Source organism: Blastococcus sp. SYSU DS1024 (genome assembly GCF_054050795.1).
The window spans coordinates 40,949-58,720 of sequence record NZ_JBJHAA010000012.1 but is presented as its reverse complement, the minus strand read 5'-3'; the positions used below and the strand labels follow the sequence as shown (position 1 = coordinate 58,720).

The window sequence follows — 17,772 nt, the reverse complement described above, 5'->3', positions numbered from 1 at the left end:
TGCTGCCCGGGCGCACGTGCTCGTGAGACGCGTGTTCCAGGGGCCCGCTGCGACCCTACCGGCGGGGTGGCGCGGCTGGCCCTGCCTGGGTGGCCGCGACCAGGGAGTCGATGGCCTGCCGCTGGGCGTGGTGCTCGAGGTAGAAGGCGGCCACGTGGAGCAGGTACGGGTCGTCCCGGAACTGACCCAGACCGCCGTTGCAGTTGAAGCACAGCAGCGCCCGGACCGCGCCGGTCGCGTGGTCGTGGTCGACGTGCTGGGCCGGCGCCGCACGGCAGATGGCGCACAGCCCGCCCTGGGCTTCGAGCATGACGTCCGCCCGCTCGGCGGTGATGCCGTACCGCCGCTTCAGGTGATAAGTCCGGGAGCCTTCCAGCTTCTCCTTCGAGCGTTTGCCGCGCTCGTTGTGGCAAGGCTTGCAGTAGGGCGCCCGCCCGGACGGCTGGCCGGCATTGCGGACGAAGTCATCGAGCGGCTTGACCGATCCGCAGTCCGGGCACCACCTGGACCCCTCCGGCACTACCACTTCCCGGCGGTGACGACGCTTCGGTGGTCCTTGACGGGCGTCCTTCGAAGACAGGAGCCGGCGCCTGGCATGGAGCTTGCAGTAGAAGCTGAGGCCATCCACCCTCCGGCGGTCGCGGGAGAACTCGGCGACCGGCCTCAGTTCACCACAGTCCCGGCAATACTTTTCCGTGACCATTCCGATTTCCGCAAGGAATGGACTATTGGCCCCCTTTCTGCACATAAGAGCGGACGAATTCCTCGCTGTTCTCCTCGAGGACGTCGTCGATCTCGTCGAGGAGGGAATCGACGTCCTCGGTCATCTCCTTGTGGCGCTCGGCCACCTCCGAGTCGACCGACGCCTCGATCTCCTCGTTCTCCTCGCGCGACCGCGTCGCCTTCTGCTGCCCGCCGGTGTCCCTGGTGGCCATGCTGCCCTCCGGTCCTTCAAGTGGCTGCTGCTGCTCAGGAAAGTACCCGCAGCCACCGACATGTGGCGTCCGCCGACCGGGTGCGGTGGATGCCTCCCGGTCTGTGGACGACCGGTCAGGGGCCGGTGATCGTGTCGACGAGCTCCTGGGCCGTCGCCGACGCCTCGAACAGCGCGCCCACGTGCTCCCGCGTGCCCCGCAGTGGCTCGAGCGTCGGGATACGCACCAGGTTCTCCCGGCCCAGGTCGAAGACCACCGAGTCCCAGGAGGCAGCGGCGATCTGCATCGGGAAGCGGCGCAGGCACTCGCCGCGGAAAAACGCCCGGGTGTCCGCCGGCGGTGTCACCATCGCGCGGGTCACCTCGTCGTCGGTGAGCAGCCGCTGCATGGCACCACGCGCCACCAGCCGGTTGTACAGCCCCTTGTCCGGCCGGACGTCGGAGTACTGCAGATCCACCATCTGCAGCCGTGCGTCGTCCCACTCCAGGCCGTCGCGGGAGCGGTACCCCTCCAGCAGCCGTAGCTTCGCCGGCCAGTCCAGCCGGTCGGCCAGGCGCATCGGGTCGGCCGCCAGGTCGTCGAGGACGGCCGCCCACCGCTGCAGCACGTCGGTGGTCTGCTCGTCGGCCTCCCCGCGCGTCGCCACGAAGCGCTCGGCCGCCTCAAGGTAGAGCCGCTGCACCTCGATCGCGGTCAGCTGCCGTCCGTCGCGGAGCCGGACCCGGTGGGTGAGCGAGGGGTCGTGGCTGACCGCCTGCAGCTCGGCCACCGGCTCCTCGATCGCGAGGTCCGCTGGCAGGGCCCGCGCCTCGATCATGGCCAGCACCAGGGACGTGGTCCCGACCTTGAGGTAGGTCGACAGCTCCGCCAGGTTCGCGTCCCCGATGATCACGTGCAGCCGGCGGTACTCGTCGGGGTTGGCGTGCGGCTCGTCGCGGGTGTTGATGATCGGCCGCTTCAGGGTCGTCTCCAGGCCGACCTCGACCTCGAAGAAGTCGGCGCGCTGCGAGAGCTGGAACCCCGGCGTCCGGCTCTCCGTCCCGATGCCGACCTTGCCGGACCCGGCGAACACCTGCCGGGTGACGAAGAACGGCACCAGCCCGCGGATGATGTCGATGAACGGCGTCCGCCGGTCCATCAGGTAGTTCTCGTGCGCGCCGTAGGACGCGCCCTTCCCGTCGGTGTTGTTCTTGTAGAGCTGGATCGGGTGCGTGCCGGGGATCTGCGCGGCGCGGCGGGCGGCCTCGGCCATGACCCGCTCCCCTGCCTTGTCCCACAGGACGATGTCGCGCGGGCTGGTGACCTCCGGCGTCGAGTACTCCGGGTGCGCGTGGTCGACGTAGAGCCGCGCGCCGTTGGTCAGGATGACGTTGGCCATCCCGGAGTCCTCGTCGAGGTCGTTGTGGTCGAGGGCCTGCGCCGGGGTGAGGTCGAACCCCCGGGCATCGCGCAGCGGTGACTCCTCCTCGAAGTCCCACCGGGGACGGCGGGGCGTCGGCGCATCGGCCACCGCCCACGCGTTCACGACCAGGCTCGACAGCGTCGTCGGGTTCGCCCCCGGTTGCCGCGGCACCGAGATGCCGTACTCCACCTCGGTGCCCATGACCCGCCGCACGCTCATGGCCCAACCCTAGGCCGCGGCCGCGCCGGCGACCGGTGCCGGCATCGAGCAGTGGACGTGGCACATACCGGATCGGTTCCGTAGCCTCGGTGGTGCCCCGGCCGCACCCGCGCGGTCATCGGGACTACGCGGGCCACGGCCGTCGAGCCGGTACCCCGCACCCTTCGGACGCGCCGTGCGCCCTCTCCGCCCAGCGGCAGTGCTCCTTCTCCGTCGATCCGGCTCCGTGGGTGGAGCGCGCTGCCCCCGTCGCGGGGTCGGCCGCGTGGGCGACCGCCGTTCGAGAGGATCATGACGAACCCGAGCACCACCTCCGGCCCGTCCACCCGCGCCCTCCGGCGTCGCACCGCCGGCGTCGCTGCCACCGGCGCCCTGCTCCTCGCACCGTTCCTGGGCACGGGCACCGCTGCCGCCGCCGACGACGAGACCTGGGACCGCCTCGCGCAGTGCGAGAGCAGCGGCAACTGGTCGATCAACACCGGGAACGGCTACTACGGCGGCCTGCAGTTCTACCAGCCCACCTGGGAGGGGTTCGGTGGCACCGAGTACGCCCCGCGGGCCGACCTCGCCACCCGCGAGCAGCAGATCGCGATCGCCGAGAAGACCCTGGCGGTCCAGGGGTGGGGCGCCTGGCCGGCCTGCTCGGCGAAGCTGGGCCTGACCGAGGCGGACAAGGCCGGCAGCGCCACGGCGCCAGCGGCCGCCCCGGCTCCCGCGCCCGCGCGCGCGGCAGAGGCTCCGGCGCCCGCTCCGGCCGACGCCGGGCAGCAGTACACGGTCCAGGCCGGTGACACCCTCTCGCGGATCGCGGCGTCCGCTGGTGTCGACTGGCTCGCCGTCTACGAGGCCAACCGCGACGTCATCGGCGCCGACCCGGGGCTGATCTACCCCGGCCAGGTCCTCCACCTGGGCTGACCCGGCCCGACCGGCGCGTCCGGGGCTCCGGCTCCGGCTCCGCACCGCCGTCCTCCCTCACCGTGGCGCGTCCTCCCTCGCGGTGTGCGGTGAGGGAGGACGCGCCATGATCAGGTCACCTGATCGTCGACGAGCCCCTGACGGACAGACGGACGGACGGCCCGGCCACCACGCAGGTGGCCGGGCCGTCCGTTGTCGTGCCTAGAGGTACTGGCCGGTGTTGGTCGCGGTGTCGATGGCGCGGCCGGCCTCGTTCCCCTTGCCGCTGATGAGCGTGCGGATGTAGACGATCCGCTCGCCCTTCTTGCCCGAGATCCGCGCCCAGTCGTCGGGGTTGGTGGTGTTGGGCAGGTCCTCGTTCTCCTTGAACTCGTCGAGGCACGCCTGCATCAGGTGGCCGACCCGCAGGCCCCCGGTGCCGGTCTCCAGCCGCTCCTTGATCGCCATCTTCTTCGCGCGGTCGACGATGTTCTGCAGCATGGCGCCGGAGTTGAAGTCCTTGAAGTAGAGGACCTCCTTGTCACCGTTGGCGTAGGTGACCTCGAGGAAGCGGTTCTCCTCGCTCTCGGTGTACATGCGCTCGACGGTGCGCTGGATCATCCCGGCGATCGTCGACTCGCGGTTGCCACCGTGCTCGGCGAGGTCGTCGGAGTGCAGCGGCAGGTCGGGCACCAGGTACTTGCTGAAGATGTCGCGAGCGGCCTCGGCGTCGGGACGCTCGATCTTGATCTTCACGTCGAGCCGGCCCGGCCGCAGGATCGCCGGGTCGATCATGTCCTCCCGGTTGGAGGCGCCGATGACGATCACGTTCTCCAGGCCCTCGACGCCGTCGATCTCGCTGAGCAGCTGCGGGACGATCGTCGACTCAACGTCGGAGGACACCCCCGAGCCGCGGGTGCGGAAAATCGAGTCCATCTCGTCGAAGAACACGATGACCGGCGTGCCCTCGCTGGCCTTCTCCCGTGCCCGCTGGAACACCAGCCGGATGTGCCGCTCGGTCTCCCCGACGTACTTGTTGAGCAGCTCGGGGCCCTTGATGTTGAGGAAGTAGGACTTCGCCTGGTGGACGCCCTCGCCACGGACGGCGGCGACCTTCTTCGCCAGCGAGTTGGCCACGGCCTTGGCGATCAGCGTCTTGCCGCAGCCGGGCGGGCCGTACAGCAGGATGCCCTTGGGCGGGCGCAGCTGGTACTCGCGGAAGAGATCGGCATGCAGGAACGGCAGCTCGACGGCGTCGCGGATCTGCTCGATCTGCCGGGACAGGCCGCCGATGTCGGCGTAGTCGATGTCGGGGACCTCTTCGAGGACGAGCTCCTCGACCTCGCTCTTGGGGATCCGCTCGTAGACGTAGCCCGACCGGCTCTCCAGCAGCAGCGAGTCACCGACCCGCAGCGGCTGGCCGGTGAGCGAGTCGGCCAGGTAGACGACGCGCTCCTCGTCGGTGTGCCCGATGACCAGGGCCCGAGGGGTGACGCCGTCGACCGGCTCCAGCAGCTCCTTGAGCATGACGACGTCGCCCTGGCGCTCGAACGCGCGCGCCTCGACGACGTTCATCGCCTCGTTGAGCATGACCTCCTGGCCGGCGCGGAGCTCCTCGACCGCGACGTTCGGCGACACCGAGACGCGCAGCTTGCGGCCGCCGGTGAACACGTCGACCGTGCCGTCGTCGTAGGAGCTCAGGAAGACGCCGTAGCCCGACGGCGGCTGCCCGAGGCGGTCGACCTCCTCCTTGAGCGTGACCAGCTGCTCCCGCGCGTCGCGCAGCGTGCCGGCCAGCTTGTCGTTGCGCTCGGAGAGGAAGGCCGCCCGGCCTTCCGCCTCGGCTATCCGCTCCTCCAGCGCGCGCACCTGGCGCGGGCTGTCGGCCACCTTGCGGCGGAGCAGGGCGATCTCCTCCTCGAGGTAGGAGATCTGGCTGAGCAGCGAGGCGACGTCACGCTCACGCCGCGCCTTCATCTCGTCAGGACCCAGGCCCATCACGCACCTCCGCACTGTCGGGGGAGCCAGGACGCAAATCTATACACGCACGACGACACTTCGCCGTGGGCTCGCGGAGGTCGTCGGCGGCTGCTAGTGGTCGGCGTCCACCGCCCCGCGCCGAACGCGGGGCCTCTCCTCAGTGCTTCTGCGCGCGGCGCTGACGGACGGGGGCGACCGCGCCCTCGGCCAGGCGGCGGGCGGTGACGAGGAAAGCGGTGTGGGCGACCATCCGGTGCTCCGGGCGCACGGCGAGGCCGACCGCGTGCCACGGCCGCAGGAGGGTCTCCCAGGCGTAGGGCTCGGTCCACACGCCCTGCGCGCGCAGCGCCTCCACGTAGGTGGACAGCTGGGTGACGGTGGCGACGTAGCCCACCAGCACGCCGCCGGGACGCAGCGCGGCGGCGACCGTCGGCAGGACCGCCCACGGCTCCAGCATGTCCAGGACGACCCGGTCGACGACCTCGTCCACCGGGTGGTCGGCGAGGTCGCCCAGCCGCAGGCTCCAGTTGGCCGGGACCTCGCCGAAGAAGGCGCCGACGTTGGTCCGGGCGACGTCGGCGAAGTCCTCGCGCCGCTCGTAGCTGGTCAGCGAGCCCTCGGCGCCCACGGCCCGGAGCAGCGAGCAGCTGAGCGCGCCGGAGCCGGCGCCGGCCTCCAGCACCCGCATGCCGGGGCCGATGTCGCCGAAGCCGACGATCTGCGCGGCGTCCTTGGGGTAGATCACCTGCGCGCCGCGCGGCATGGAGAGCACGTAGTCGGCGAGCAGCGGGCGCAACGCCAGGTAGCCGGTGTTGGCCGTCGAGTGCACGACCGACCCCTCGGGCGCGCCGATGAGGTCGTCGTGCTCGATGGCGCCGCGGTGGGTGTGGAACTGCTTGCCGGGCGTCAGGACGACGGTGTGCAGCCGCCCCTTGGGGTCGGTGAGCTGCACCCGGTCACCGGCGACGAAGGCCCCCTCCACCGGCTCGGCCCGCTGCTCGGCAGCCGCTCCCCCGCTGTCCTCCGGGGCCGGCGCCTCCCCCGGCGCGGGCTGCGCCTCCTCGACGACGTCGGTCCCGGGCTCCTGCTCACTGGTCACGGGCGACCAGCGTACGGACGGCGGCGGTGTGACCCGGGACGCCGATGCGGCGCGGGCGCTCGGAACTGTCGGAGGCGCCACCTAGCCTCGGGTGCATGACGGCGATGGTGCAGACCGACCCGGTGACCGACACGCCCGCCGAGGGTGCCGGGGTGCCCGGTGACGTGACGGCACCGCGCCGCCCGTCGCTCTCGCCCAGCCGGGCGGCCGACTTCAAGACGTGCCCGCTGCTCTACCGCTTCCGCACCATCGACCGGCTGCCCGAGCGCAAGAGCCTGGCCGCCGTCCGCGGCACCCTCGTCCACTCCGTGCTGGAACGCCTCTACGACCTGCCCCCGGCGCAGCGCACCCCGGAGGGCGCCCTGGAGCTGCTCGAGCCGGCGTGGGCGGAGCTGCGCGACGAGCCCGGCATCGCCGAGCTGTTCGAGACCGGCCAGGACGAGGGCGCGGAGAGCGACGCGAACGCGCCCGAGTCGGTGGCGGCCTGGCTGGCCTCGGCCGGGAAGCTCGTCGAGAAGTACTTCTCGCTGGAGGACCCGCGCCGCATCCAGCCGGCGGGTCGAGAGGAGCTCGTCGAGGTGACGCTGCCCGACGGGCTGCTGCTGCGCGGTTACGTCGACCGGCTGGACGTCGCCCCCAACGGCGCGCTGCGGGTGGTCGACTACAAGACCGGGTCGATGCCGCGCGAGGCGTTCGAGTCCAAGGCGCTGTTCCAGATGAAGTTCTACGCGCTGGTGCTCTGGCGCACCCGCGGGGTGGTGGCCGCCCAGCTCAAGCTGCTCTACCTGGGTGACGGCGACGCGCTGACCTACGCCCCCGAGGAGGCCGAGCTGGTCCGCTTCGAGCGCACGCTGCTGGCCATCTGGTCGGCGATCGAGCGGGCCGTCGCCACGGGTGAGTTCCGGCCCAACAAGAGCCGGCTCTGCGGCTGGTGCGACCACCAGGCGCTGTGCCCGGCGTTCGGCGGCACTCCCCCGCCGTTCCCGGCGGAGGCCGCGGCGTCAGCGGGTTGGCGGACGACGCTGCCGGTGACGCCGGTGACGCCGGTGTGACCGGGGCGGTGACCGTCCGCGCCGCCGTGCCGGCGGATCTCGCCGCCGTGCTGGGCCTGTACCGCCACCTGTACCCGGAACTCGACCACGACGCGACGGCGGCGGTGCGGGACGCCTGGGCCGGCACCATGGCGACACCCGGACGCACGGTGCTCGTCGCCGAGGCTGCCGGAACCGTGGTCGGGACGGCGGATGTCACGGTGCTCGCCAACGCGGCTCACGCCGGTGAGCCGTACCTGCTCGTGGAGAACGTCGTCGTGGACAGCGCCCATCGGCGCTCCGGCGTGGGTACGGCCCTTCTCGGCGCCGCACGGGAGCACGGGCACCGGACCGGCTGCTACAAGGTGCAGCTCTCGGCCGACGACCCGGCTGCCTTCGCGTTCTACGAGGCCGCCGGGCTGCGCCCAGCCGCCCGGACGTACAAGGAGTACCTCGGCTGACCGACCGGAGCGTGCGGTCCACACCTCCGACCCCGCGGTCCTCGCCTCACGTCACCTGCGCGCCCGCGGGACCGACACCGGATGCACCGTCGTCGTGACGAGCGGACAGCGACGCCGTGTCCGTGCGCCCGAGGAGAACCTCGCCATCGTCAGGGTGCGCGCCGACCCACGGCGGATTCGATCCTCTCCCTCAGCTGCGCGCAGAGGCGGCCGCCGACGCAGGACGCAGATCGCGTGTCGGGATCAGCCCCCTCGCGGGGCGGCGGCGGCCACCACCTCGCGGGCGACGAGCACCGCCTCGAGCTCCGGCACGCCCACCTGCACGAGCGTCTCGCGCACGGTGAGCCCCGGTGCGGGCGGGACCGGCTGCATCGCCGGCACGCCCAGCACCGCCATCCCGGCGGCCAGCCCGGCGGTCACGCCGACCAGCGAGTCCTCCACGACCACGCAGGCCTCGACGTCGACGCCGAGCGCGGTGGCCGCCTGCAGGTAAGGCGCCGGATCGGGCTTGCGGGCGGGTACCTCGTCGCCGCAGACGGTGACGTCGAACGGCTCGCCGCCGAGGTCCTCGGCGATGCTGGCGAGCACGACCGCGGCCAGCCGGCGCGGCGTCGTCGTCACCAGGGCGGTGGCCAGGCCGGCGTCGCGCACCGCCTCCACCAGCTCGCGGGCCCCGGGACGCCACGGGATGCCGGCGGTCGCCATCAGCTCGCCCGCTCGGTCCTCGACGCGGCGGGCGTCGGCCTGCAGCTGGTCCTCCGACCGGACCACGCCGAGGTCGGCGTACAGCACCCGCATCGAGTGGCGCATGCTCGTGCCGACCGTGGCGGCGCGGGCCTCGGCCGACATGCGCCCGCCGAGCGAGCCGGCGAGCTCGAACATCGCCTCCCCCCAGTACTCCTCGGTCTGCACGAGCGTGCCGTCCATGTCGAACAGCACCGCCCGCAGCTGCGCCGGGTCGCTCATTCGTCCTCGGTCCGGTAGCCGAGGTTGGGCGACAGCCACTTCTCCGCCTCCGCGAGCGTCCAGCCCTTGCGCCGGGCGTAGTCCTCGACCTGGTCGCGCCCGACCCGGCCCAGCACGAAGTACTGCGCCTGCGGGTGGGCGAAGTAGAGGCCGCTCACCGCCGCACCCGGCCACATGGCCAGGCTCTCGGTGAGCTGGATGCCGGCGGCCGCCTCGACGTCGAGCAGGTCCCAGATCGTCAGCTTCTCGGTGTGCTCGGGGCACGCCGGATACCCCGGGGCCGGCCGGATGCCGCGGTACTTCTCGGCGATGAGGGCCTCGCTGTCCAGCGACTCGTCGGCGGCGTAGCCCCAGAACTCCCGGCGCACCCGCTCGTGGAGCCGCTCGGCGAACGCCTCGGCGAGCCGGTCCGCCAGGGCCTCGAGCATGATCGCGCTGTAGTCGTCGTTGTCCTTCTTGAACGCCGCCACCCGCTCGGCCGCGCCCAGCCCGGCCGTCACCGCGAACGCACCGACGTAGTCGCGCAGGCCGGTGTCCTTCGGTGCCACGAAGTCCGCCAGGGACTTCCGCGGCGAGCCGTCGCGGCCCTCGGTCTGCTGCCGCAGCTGGTGCAGCGTCGCCCGCACGGCGGTCCGCGACTCGTCGGTGTAGACCTCGATGTCCTCGCCGTCGACCCGGTTGGCCGGGAACAGCCCGAGGACGCCGCTGGCCCGCAGCCACTTCTCCGCGACGATCCGGTCCAGCATCTGCTGGGCGTCGTCGTACAGCCGCCGGGCGGCCTCACCGCTGGCCGGGTTGTGCAGGATGTCGGGGAACCGGCCGCGCATCTCCCAGGCGTTGAAGAACGGCTGCCAGTCGATGTAGCCGCGCAGCTCCTCGAGCGGGTAGTCGTGGAAGTGCCGGACGAACTGGGTGGCCTGCCCGAGGGCGCAGGTCGGGCCCTCGCAGACGTCCTTGGCCTGCTGCACGAGCATCCGCGGCCGCGGCGGCGTGTAGTCGCTCCAGTCCACCGGGGTCGCGGCGGCCCGGGCGTCCGCGAGCGGCAGCAGCTTCCGGCTGTCCTGCCGGGCGGCGTGCCGCTCGCGCAGGGCCTCGTAGTCGCGGTCGGTCTCGGCCAGCAGCGTCGGGCGCTGCTCGTCGGAGAGCAGCGCGGCGACCACCGGCACCGACCGGGACGCGTCCTTCACCCAGACGACCGGCCCGTGGTACTTCCTGTCGATCTTCACCGCCGTGTGCGCGCGCGAGGTGGTCGCACCACCGATGAGCAGCGGGATGTCGAAACCCTGCCGCTCCATCTCCGAGGCGAGGGTGACCATCTCGTCCAGCGACGGCGTGATCAGCCCGGAGAGCCCGATGATGTCGGCGCCCTCGGCCTTGGCGGCGTCCAGGATCTTCTGCGGCGGCACCATGACGCCGAGGTCGACGACGTCGTAGTTGTTGCACTGCAGGACGACCCCGACGATGTTCTTGCCGATGTCGTGGACGTCGCCCTTGGCCGTCGCCATGACGACCTTCCCGTTGCTGCGCTCGGCGTCGCCCGGCTGCTTCTCCGCCTCGATGAACGGGATGAGGTAGGCGACGGCCTTCTTCATGACCCGGGCGGACTTCACCACCTGCGGCAGGAACATCTTCCCAGCCCCGAACAGGTCCCCGACCACGTTCATGCCGTCCATCAGCGGGCCCTCGATGACCTCGATGGGCCGGCCGCCGCGGGCGGCGATCTCGGCGCGCAGCTCCTCGGTGTCGTCCTCGACGTGCGCGTCGATGCCCTTCACCAGGGCGTGGGTGATCCGCTCCCCCACCGGCAGCGACCGCCACTCCTCGGTGGCGACCTCCTTGACCGAGCCGTCCCCGGCGAAGTCGCCGGCGATCTCGAGCAGCCGTTCGGTGCTGTCCGGGCGGCGGTTGAGGATCACGTCCTCGATCCGCTCGCGCAGCAGCTCGGGCACCTCGCTGTAGACCTCGAGCTGGCCGGCGTTGACGATCGCCATGTCCAGGCCCGCCGCGATCGCGTGGTACAGGAAGACCGAGTGGATCGCCTCGCGCACCGGGTTGTTGCCGCGGAAGGAGAACGACACGTTCGAGACGCCGCCGGACACCAGCGCGCCGGGCAGGTTCTGCTTGATCCAGCGGGTGGCCTCGATGAAGTCCAGGCCGTAGTTCGCGTGCTCCTCGATGCCCGTGGCGACGGCGAAGATGTTCGGGTCGAAGATGATGTCCTCGGCCGGGAACCCGACCTGCTCGACGAGGATGTCGTAGGCCCGGCGGCAGATCTGGGTGCGGCGCTCCAGGGTGTCGCCCTGGCCGTCCTCGTCGAAGGCCATGACCACGATCGCGGCGCCGTACTTGCGGCACAACCGTGCGTGGTGGACGAACTTCTCCTCACCCTCCTTGAGGGAGATGGAGTTGACGATCGCCTTGCCCTGGATGTTCTTGAGGCCGGCCTCCATGACCTCCCACTTGGAGGAGTCGACCATGACGGGCACGCGGGAGATGTCGGGCTCGGCGGCGATCAGCTTGGTGAAGCGGTCCATCGCCTCGACGCCGTCGATCATCCCCTCGTCCATGTTGACGTCGATGACCTGCGCGCCGGCGTCCACCTGCTGCCGCGCCACGGTCAGCGCGGTCGGGTAGTCACCGGCCTTGATCAGGTTCCGGAAGCGGGCCGAGCCGGTGATGTTGGTGCGCTCGCCGACGTTGACGAACAGCGAGTCCTCATCGACGGTCAGCGGCTCCAGCCCCGACAGCCGCAGCGCCGGCCGAGCCTCGACCGGGACACGCGGCGCCTGGTCCTCCACGGCCCGGGCGATGGCGGCGATGTGTGCCGGGGTGGTGCCGCAGCAGCCGCCCACGAGGTTGACGAAGCCGCTCTCGGCGAACTCCGCGACGATCGCGGCGGTCTCCTCGGGCGCCTCGTCGTACTCGCCGAAGGCGTTGGGCAGCCCCGCGTTGGGGTAGCAGGAGACGAAGGTGTCGGCCACCCGCGCGATCTCCGCGATGTAGGGCCGCATCTCCTTGGCGCCGAGCGCGCAGTTGAGGCCCACCAGCAGCGGCTTGACGTGCCGCACCGAGTGCCAGAACGCCTCGGACGTCTGACCCGACAGGGTGCGGCCGGAGGCGTCGGTGATCGTGCCGGAGATGAGGACCGGCCAGCGGCGTCCGCGCTCCTCGAACAGCGTCTCCAGGGCGAAGATCGCCGCCTTGGCGTTGAGCGTGTCGAAGATCGTCTCGATCAGCAGCGCGTCCGATCCGCCGTCGACCAGGCCGTTGGCCTGCTCCAGGTAAGCCTCCACCAGCTGGTCGAAGCCGACGTTGCGGGCGCCGGGGTCGTTGACGTCGGGCGAGATGGACGCCGTCCGGCTGGTCGGACCGATCGCACCGACGACGAAGCGCGGCTTGTCCGGGGTGCGGGCGGTCATCGCGTCCGCCTCGCGGCGGGCGAGCCGGGCCGAGGCGACGTTCAGCTCGTAGGCCAGCTCCTGCATGCCGTAGTCGGCCAGCGAGATCGTCGTGGCGTTGAAGGTGTTGGTCTCGATGAGGTCGGCGCCGGCCTCGAGGTACTCGCGGTGGATCGAGGCGATGATCTGCGGCTGGGTGATGCTCAGCAGGTCGTTGTTGCCCTGCACGTCGCTGGGCCAGTCGGCGAAGCGCTCCCCGCGGTAGCCGGCCTCGTCGGGACGGTCGCGCTGGATCGCCGTCCCCATCGCGCCGTCGAGCACCAGGATCCGCTGCTCCAGCAGCGCTCGGAGCTGCGCGGTCGCATCGGGTCGGAGAACGGGTGACTCGGACACGGTGATCCCCAGGGTTCTAACTCGTTGGGCGTGCGGGCCTCGCGCTCCGTCACCCCGGCGGGCTGGCCCAGGCCTGGGCGTTCCCGATGTCGGTTGCCATCTTCGCACCTGGCACACCGGCGGTGCAGCAGGCGTGGTGGGCGCACGCCCGTCACGACGGCGTCCGGGGCCGGACCCGCGGCGTGCGGCCGGGCGGGACGGCCGGAGCGACGTAGGCTGGCAGAGGTGATCGATCCTCAGTCCGACGCCGATGACCTGCCGCAGCTCACCGACCCGGTGGTCGTGGTGGCGTTCGCGGGCTGGAACGACGCCGGGGACGCCGCCACGGGAGCCGTCGAGCACCTCGAGCTGATCTGGGACGCGAAGCCGCTGGCCGCGCTCGACCCCGAGGACTACTACGACTTCCAGGTCAACCGGCCCACGGTCTCGCTGGTCGGCGGGGTGAGCCGGCGCATCGAGTGGCCCACCACCCGGATCTCCGTGGCCCGGCCCGAGGGGCTGGACCGTGACGTGGTCCTCGTCCGGGGCATCGAGCCGAACATGCGCTGGCGCAGCTTCTGCGAGGAGCTGCTGGAGATCCTCGACGAGCTCGACGCCTCGATCGTGGTCGCCCTCGGCGCCCTGCTGGCCGACACCCCGCACACCCGGCCCACGCCGGTCACCGGGTCGGCGTACGACCAGGAGTCCGCGCGGGCCTACGGGCTGGAGACCTCCCGGTACGAGGGCCCGACCGGGATCCTGGGCGTGTTCCAGGACGCCTGCGTGCAGGCCGGGCTGCCGGCGATCAGCTTCTGGGCCGCCGTCCCCCACTACGTGTCCCAGCCGCCGTCGCCCCGCGCCACCGTCGCCCTGCTGCAGCGGGTGGAGGAGGTCCTGGAGATCACGGTGCCGCTCGGCGCCCTGCCCCAGCAGGCCGACGACTGGGTGAAGACCGTCGACGAGATGGCCAGCGAGGACGCCGAGGTCGTCGAGTACGTGCGCTCGCTCGAGGAGCGGGCCACCGAGGTCGACCTGTCACAGGCCAACGGCGACCAGATCGCCCGGGAGTTCGAGAGGTATCTGCGCCGCCGCGGCGGCTCCGCGGGCGGAGCGTGACCGTGCCCGGCCGGCCTGCCCTACGGTGACCCCGGGCCGCGGACGGCGGCATGGGTCGGAGGTCCCGGCAGTGGAGATCGTGGAGCGCGCCGAGTCGTTCGTGCTGGGCACCGGCGTCGAGGCCCGGTTCGACGAGCTGGCGACCGCCGTTCCGGCGGCCTGGCAGGAGGTCTTCGCGCGGCGGGACGAGCTGCCGGCACCGAGTGCCGGAGGGTTCGCCGAGACCAGCCGGCACCTCGGGGACGGCCGCTACCGCGAGACCGTCGGGGTCCTGCTCGACGCCCCGCTCGCAGTGCCCGGGGGGATGGTGGTCACCCCGGCGCCCGCCGGTCGCTACGTGCACCACCGCCACGACGGCGCCGTCGAGGAGATCGCCGCAGGCTTCCAGGAGATCTACGACTGGGCGGCCACCCGCGACCTGCGGCTGGGCGACGTCAAGCTGGACGTCGGCTACACCGCCGACGGGATCCCGCAGCCGCACGACCTGTACATCGTCGTCGCCTGAACCGGCGGCTCAGCCCGCCACGACGAACGCCCGCGCCTCCCGCAGGTGGACCAGGCAGGTCTCCTCGTCGGGGTCCGGGATGCTGACCCACTCCCTCATGGGCCGCCCCGGCCGCGGTGAGCACGGCTCCCCCCGGCCGTCGGCGATGAGCTCCGCGACGCGGCGGGTCGGGAGCCGGTGCGCCACGCGGATCCCTCCGTCGCCGCGGGCCCGTTCCGTGGCCGACGTCATCGAGGCAGCCCACGGCCGCACGTGGGCGGAGTTCGTCGTCAGTCGCTGCGCAGCAGCGGCCGCATCTGCGCCGACGCGTCCGCGTCGAACAGCCGGTCGTGCACGGCGAGCGCGAACCGGTCGGTCATCCCGGAGACGTAGTCGACCACCTGGGTGAGCGGATCTGCCTCGGTGTCGCGGTAGCTGGCCGGGATGAGCTCGGGGCGGGCCAGGTGGTGGTCGACGAGCCGGCGGATGACGTCGACCGCCAGGTGCTTCTGCCCGGCGGCGACGTCGGAGGCGTAGACGCGGGCGAACATGAAGTCGCGCAGCTCGTGCATCGCCTGCAGCGGCTCCGGCGCCATGACGACGCGTGTGCTGCCCGGGGCCAGCGAGCCCTCGACGACGGCGTCGATCATCGACCCGACCATCTCGCTGCCCGGCTGCCCGAAGACGGCGACGGCGCGCGCCGGCAGGTCGACGGGGCGGATCACCCCGGCGCGGACGGCGTCCAGCGCGTCGTGCGACAGGTAGCCGATCCGGTCGGCGTAGCGGACGCACTCGGCCTCGCGGGTGGCCGGTGGCGGGTCGATCTTCCAGCTGTGCGCGCGGATGCCGTCGCGCACCTCCCAGGTGAGGTTGAGGTCCTCCAGCACCTCGACGATGCGCACGCCCTGGGCGGCGTGGTGCCAGCCGCCGACGACGTAGGGGTCGAAGGCCTCCTCGCCGATGTGCCCGAACGGCGAGTGCCCCACGTCGTGGCCCAGGGCGATCGCCTCGGCCAGCGTCTCGTTGAGCCCCAGCGCCCGGGCCAGCGAGCGCGCCACCTGGGTCACCTGCAGCGTGTGGGTGAGCCGGGTGACGAAGTGGTCGCCGTCGGGGTTGAGGAAGACCTGGGTCTTGTGCTTGAGCCGGCGGAACGCCTTCGCGTGCAGGATCCGGTCCCGGTCCCGCTCGAAGGCGGTGCGCAGCGCGTCCTCCGGCTCCGGGCGCGCCCGGCCCCGGCTCGCCACCGCCCGGGTCGCGGCGGGGGCGAGCTGCTCCTCGGCCCGCTCGCGCGCCGCGCGATCGGTGAGCCGGAACGGACGGTCGGGGACGCCGGCCATCAGGAGCCCTGCAGCTCCACGCCCAGGAGCGCGTCGACGGCGTCGCAGACGACCTGCGGCGCGTGCTCCTCCAGATCCTCGCCGCCGGCCAGCGTGCGGGCCGCCCAGGCGTCGACCAGGGCGATCGCGCCAGGGCTGTCGAGGTCGTCGGACAGCCGCTCCCGCAGCCCGTGCAGCACCGGGCCGGCCGGGGCACCGGCCTCGCGGCCGACGGCGCTCCGCCAGGTGGCCAGCCGCTCCTGGGCCTCGGTGAGCAGCCGGTCGCTCCACTCCCGGTCGGTGCGGTAGTGCCCGGACAGCAGGGCCAGCCGGATGGCCATCGGGTCCACGCCCTCGCCGCGCAGCTTGGAGACGAAGACCAGGTTGCCCCGGCTCTTGCTCATCTTCTCGCCGTCCAGGCCGACCATCGCGGCGTGCACGTAGGCCCGGGCGAAGGGCTTGGTGGCGGTGAGCGCCTCGGCGTGCAGGGCGGAGAACTCGTGGTGCGGGAAGACCAGGTCGCTGCCGCCGCCCTGGACGTCGAACCCCATGCCGATCGTGTCCAACGCGATCGCCGCGCACTCGATGTGCCAGCCCGGCCGCCCGCGCGTGCCCCGCGGCCCGGGCCAGGCCGGCTCCTCGGGCCGCTCGCCGCGCCAGAGCAGCGGGTCCAGGCGGTTGCGCTTGCCCGCCCGGTCGGGGTCCCCGCCACGCTCGGCGAAGAAGGACAGCATCGTGGCCTCGTCGTAGCCGGATTCCGCGCCGAAGCCGGGCGCCTGCGCGACGTCGTGGTAGATGTCGCCGGTGCCGTCGGCCAGGACGTAGGCCAGACCCGCGTCGAGCAGCTGCTCGATGTGCGCCACGATCCGCGGGATCGACTCGACCGCGCCCACGTAGTCCTCCGGGGGCAGCACGCGCAGCGCTGTCATGTCCTCCCGGAACAGGGCCGTCTCGCGCATGGCCAGGACGATCCAGTCCTCCCGGTCGCGCGCGGCGCGCTCGAGCAGCGGATCGTCGACGTCGGTCACGTTCTGCACGTAGTGGACGGCGTGCCCGGCGTCGCGCCACACCCGGTTGACCAGGTCGAAGGCCAGGTAGGTGGCGGCGTGGCCCAGGTGCGTGGCGTCGTAGGGCGTGATGCCGCAGACGTACATCCGCGCAGTCCGGTCCGGCGTCGTCGCGACGATCTCACCGCGAGCGGTGTCGTAGACCTTGAGCACGGAGCCCGTGCCGGGCAGGGTCGGCAGCAGGGGGGCGGACCAGGAGAGCACGGCACGAGCCTAGAGCCGCGGTCCGACGGCACCGGCCCCGCAGGTCCGTGCGGGTCATCACGTCGGAGGGCAAGGCGCCGGTGGCGCCCCCACCGCAGGAGGAGGAGCGATGCAGCTCGACGAGTACCTGCCGGCCCTGCGGCGGGTCGACGCCCGGTTCGCCGACGCCGCAGCGGAGGCGGTCCTCGCCCGCGGGTGGGCGGTCCCGGTCCCCGGGTGTCCCGGGTGGACGCTGGCCGACCTGGTGTGGCACCTGTCCGAGGTGCAGCACTTCTGGGCGTGGGTGGTGCGCACCCGCGCCCAGGACCTCGCCACCTACGTCGAGCCGGCGCGACGGGCCGACGACGAGCTGCTGGGGTACGTGGCCGCGCAGGGCGCCGAGCTGGAGGCAGCGCTCGCCGCGGCCGACCCGGCCGAGCGGGTGTGGACGTGGGCGCCGCAGAAGGACGTCGCGTTCGTCCTGCGCCGGCAGCTGCAGGAGGCCACCGTGCACACCGTCGACGTCGAGCAGGTGCTCGGCGACGTCCGCCCGATCCCCACCGCCGTCGGGCTGGACGGCCTGGACGAGTGGCTGGAGCTCATGGTCCCCGCGGCGCTGCCCGACGGCCCGCCCGAGGACGCGCACCCGGTCGTCCTGCACGCCGTGGACGCCGACGCCGAGCGCACCCTCTTCCCCGGCACGAAGCCGTTCCCGATCGCCGCGCTCACCGGGACCGCCGGTGACCTGCTCCTTGCCGTGTGGCGCCGGGTACCGCTGGACGTGCTCACCGTCGACGGCGACGGCCTCCAGGCGGCCGCGATGATCGCCCTCGTGCGGCTCGACTGACG

16 protein-coding genes are annotated in these 17,772 nt (G+C 72.4%); 6 read left to right on the top strand and 10 right to left on the bottom strand.

Annotated features, from left to right (window positions below; translation table 11 throughout):
• Nucleotides 1–55: 55 nt before the first annotated feature.
• The 3 genes from ACI79S_RS12595 to dop all read right to left on the bottom strand — a co-directional run bounded on the left by ACI79S_RS12595 (nt 56) and on the right by dop (nt 2,556).
• Nucleotides 56–520 carry an endonuclease VII domain-containing protein gene (locus tag ACI79S_RS12595; protein WP_456593777.1) on the bottom strand — a complete coding sequence of 155 codons (465 nt, stop codon included), beginning with the start codon at nt 518–520 and terminating at the stop codon, nt 56–58.
• A gap of 205 nt (nt 521–725) precedes the next feature.
• On the bottom strand, nt 726–935 hold the full coding sequence (locus tag ACI79S_RS12590; protein WP_456593776.1) for a ubiquitin-like protein Pup: 210 nt from the start codon (nt 933–935) through the stop codon (nt 726–728).
• A gap of 115 nt (nt 936–1,050) precedes the next feature.
• The gene (gene dop / locus ACI79S_RS12585; protein WP_456593775.1) at nt 1,051–2,556 is read right to left on the bottom strand and encodes a depupylase/deamidase Dop; all 1,506 of its coding nucleotides are present in this window, start codon (nt 2,554–2,556) and stop codon (nt 1,051–1,053) included.
• 291 nt (nt 2,557–2,847) lie between these two features.
• Between dop and ACI79S_RS12580 the strand changes: the two genes are divergently transcribed.
• Complete coding sequence (locus ACI79S_RS12580; protein WP_456593774.1) at nt 2,848–3,471, top strand: transglycosylase family protein; 624 nt, start codon at nt 2,848–2,850, stop codon at nt 3,469–3,471.
• Nucleotides 3,472–3,672: 201 nt separating this feature from the next.
• Here ACI79S_RS12580 and arc read toward each other — a convergent pair whose 3' ends face one another.
• The gene (gene arc, locus ACI79S_RS12575; RefSeq protein WP_456593773.1) at nt 3,673–5,448 is read right to left on the bottom strand and encodes a proteasome ATPase; all 1,776 of its coding nucleotides are present in this window, start codon (nt 5,446–5,448) and stop codon (nt 3,673–3,675) included.
• A gap of 139 nt (nt 5,449–5,587) precedes the next feature.
• Entirely contained in the window at nt 5,588–6,529 is a 942-nt protein-coding gene (locus ACI79S_RS12570; protein ID WP_456593772.1) for a tRNA (adenine-N1)-methyltransferase, read from the bottom strand.
• A gap of 95 nt (nt 6,530–6,624) precedes the next feature.
• Between ACI79S_RS12570 and ACI79S_RS12565 the strand changes: the two genes are divergently transcribed.
• Together ACI79S_RS12565 and ACI79S_RS12560 are read left to right on the top strand one after the other, a co-directional pair.
• Nucleotides 6,625–7,581, top strand: coding sequence for a RecB family exonuclease (locus ACI79S_RS12565; protein WP_456593771.1), 957 nt, complete (start codon nt 6,625–6,627; stop codon nt 7,579–7,581).
• Nucleotides 7,578–8,021, top strand: a complete 444-nt coding sequence (locus ACI79S_RS12560) for an N-acetyltransferase family protein (protein ID WP_456593770.1) — start codon at nt 7,578–7,580, stop codon at nt 8,019–8,021. The genes ACI79S_RS12565 and ACI79S_RS12560 overlap by 4 nt, the downstream gene beginning before the upstream one ends.
• Nucleotides 8,022–8,264: 243 nt before the next feature.
• On the opposite strand, the gene ACI79S_RS12555 is transcribed toward ACI79S_RS12560, so the two are convergent.
• On the bottom strand, nt 8,265–8,987 hold the full coding sequence (locus ACI79S_RS12555) for an HAD family hydrolase (RefSeq protein WP_456593769.1): 723 nt from the start codon (nt 8,985–8,987) through the stop codon (nt 8,265–8,267).
• The gene (gene metH, locus ACI79S_RS12550; RefSeq protein WP_456593768.1) at nt 8,984–12,778 is read right to left on the bottom strand and encodes a methionine synthase; all 3,795 of its coding nucleotides are present in this window, start codon (nt 12,776–12,778) and stop codon (nt 8,984–8,986) included. Before metH ends, ACI79S_RS12555 begins: the two co-directional genes overlap by 4 nt.
• Before the next feature lie 225 nt (nt 12,779–13,003).
• On the opposite strand from metH, the gene ACI79S_RS12545 reads away from it, so the two are divergent.
• Together ACI79S_RS12545 and ACI79S_RS12540 are read left to right on the top strand one after the other, a co-directional pair.
• A complete protein-coding gene (locus ACI79S_RS12545) occupies nt 13,004–13,873 on the top strand; it encodes a PAC2 family protein (RefSeq protein ID WP_456593767.1) in 870 nt (289 codons plus the stop codon).
• A 70-nt stretch (nt 13,874–13,943) separates the two neighbouring features.
• Nucleotides 13,944–14,378: a GyrI-like domain-containing protein gene (locus tag ACI79S_RS12540; protein WP_456593766.1), complete on the top strand. Its 435-nt coding sequence runs from the start codon at nt 13,944–13,946 to the stop codon at nt 14,376–14,378.
• 9 nt (nt 14,379–14,387) lie between these two features.
• Here ACI79S_RS12540 and ACI79S_RS12535 read toward each other — a convergent pair whose 3' ends face one another.
• The 3 genes from ACI79S_RS12535 to mshC form a co-directional block, all read right to left on the bottom strand.
• On the bottom strand, nt 14,388–14,564 hold the full coding sequence (locus tag ACI79S_RS12535; RefSeq protein ID WP_456593765.1) for a hypothetical protein: 177 nt from the start codon (nt 14,562–14,564) through the stop codon (nt 14,388–14,390).
• An 83-nt stretch (nt 14,565–14,647) separates the two neighbouring features.
• Nucleotides 14,648–15,694, bottom strand: a complete 1,047-nt coding sequence (locus ACI79S_RS12530; protein WP_456593764.1) for an HD domain-containing protein — start codon at nt 15,692–15,694, stop codon at nt 14,648–14,650.
• Complete coding sequence (gene mshC / locus ACI79S_RS12525) at nt 15,694–16,944, bottom strand: cysteine--1-D-myo-inosityl 2-amino-2-deoxy-alpha-D-glucopyranoside ligase (RefSeq protein ID WP_456593763.1); 1,251 nt, start codon at nt 16,942–16,944, stop codon at nt 15,694–15,696. Before mshC ends, ACI79S_RS12530 begins: the two co-directional genes overlap by 1 nt.
• Before the next feature lie 109 nt (nt 16,945–17,053).
• On the opposite strand from mshC, the gene ACI79S_RS12520 reads away from it, so the two are divergent.
• Nucleotides 17,054–17,770: a maleylpyruvate isomerase family mycothiol-dependent enzyme gene (locus tag ACI79S_RS12520; protein WP_456593762.1), complete on the top strand. Its 717-nt coding sequence runs from the start codon at nt 17,054–17,056 to the stop codon at nt 17,768–17,770.
• Nucleotides 17,771–17,772 lie beyond the last annotated feature (2 nt).

Bases quoted from the DNA above. Each gene is read 5' to 3' on its own strand.
- ACI79S_RS12590 (WP_456593776.1), bottom strand. From the start codon at position 935: ATGGCCACCAGGGACACCGGCGGGCAGCAGAAGGCGACGCGGTCGCGC.
- dop (WP_456593775.1), bottom strand. From the start codon at position 2,556: ATGAGCGTGCGGCGGGTCATGGGCACCGAGGTGGAGTACGGCATCTCG.
- ACI79S_RS12580 (WP_456593774.1), top strand. From the start codon at position 2,848: ATGACGAACCCGAGCACCACCTCCGGCCCGTCCACCCGCGCCCTCCGG.
- arc (WP_456593773.1), bottom strand. From the start codon at position 5,448: ATGGGCCTGGGTCCTGACGAGATGAAGGCGCGGCGTGAGCGTGACGTC.
- ACI79S_RS12565 (WP_456593771.1), top strand. From the start codon at position 6,625: ATGACGGCGATGGTGCAGACCGACCCGGTGACCGACACGCCCGCCGAG.
- ACI79S_RS12555 (WP_456593769.1), bottom strand. From the start codon at position 8,987: ATGAGCGACCCGGCGCAGCTGCGGGCGGTGCTGTTCGACATGGACGGC.
- ACI79S_RS12530 (WP_456593764.1), bottom strand. From the start codon at position 15,694: ATGGCCGGCGTCCCCGACCGTCCGTTCCGGCTCACCGATCGCGCGGCG.
- ACI79S_RS12520 (WP_456593762.1), top strand. From the start codon at position 17,054: ATGCAGCTCGACGAGTACCTGCCGGCCCTGCGGCGGGTCGACGCCCGG.